The organism is Aquimarina megaterium XH134 (assembly GCF_000520975.1).
Taxonomy (GTDB): domain Bacteria; phylum Bacteroidota; class Bacteroidia; order Flavobacteriales; family Flavobacteriaceae; genus Aquimarina; species Aquimarina megaterium.
In genome coordinates this window covers 1-484 of the sequence record NZ_JACB01000149.1, presented here as the reverse complement: position 1 = coordinate 484, position 484 = coordinate 1, and the positions used below count along the sequence as shown (strand labels likewise).

1 protein-coding gene is annotated in these 484 nt (G+C 38.0%); it reads left to right on the top strand.

Translation table 11 applies throughout. The features are described from left to right. On the top strand, positions 1 to 484 hold a 484-nt coding region (locus Z053_RS29635), incomplete at both ends, for an AMP-binding protein (RefSeq protein ID WP_051476162.1).

The following is a 484-nucleotide window of genomic DNA, read 5'->3' as shown; positions in this document are numbered from 1 at the left end:
GAGGAATTAATTTTGGGTCGAAGTATTACACCAGCAGGATTAAGTTTCAATCCGGGAGCGGTTGATCTGGGTAATGAGGCTCCGATCAATGTTCGTTTTGAATCCGTAGTAGCAACTGATCCTGATGCTGTAGCATTAGTACACAATGAAAAGACTTGGCGTTATGGAGATCTTAATTCGTATTCGAATCAGATTGCTCATAGTTTATTGTCATTACACCTTTCTGCTTCTTCTATAGTTGGAGTGTATATGGATCGTAGTGTTGAGTTTGTCGGTTGTTTATTGGGGATTTTCAAATCGGGTCATGTTTATACTCCTTTGGATACCAATAATCCCCCATCTCGTATAGGTTCGATGTTATCAGCAAATCCGTTTTCTGTACTAATTACAACAAGTTCTTTATTGTCAGAATTAGGAGAATTGAAGGATATTCTGGTTTTGGTTATTGATAAGTTACCAGTTAGACTATCGTCTGATAATCCTG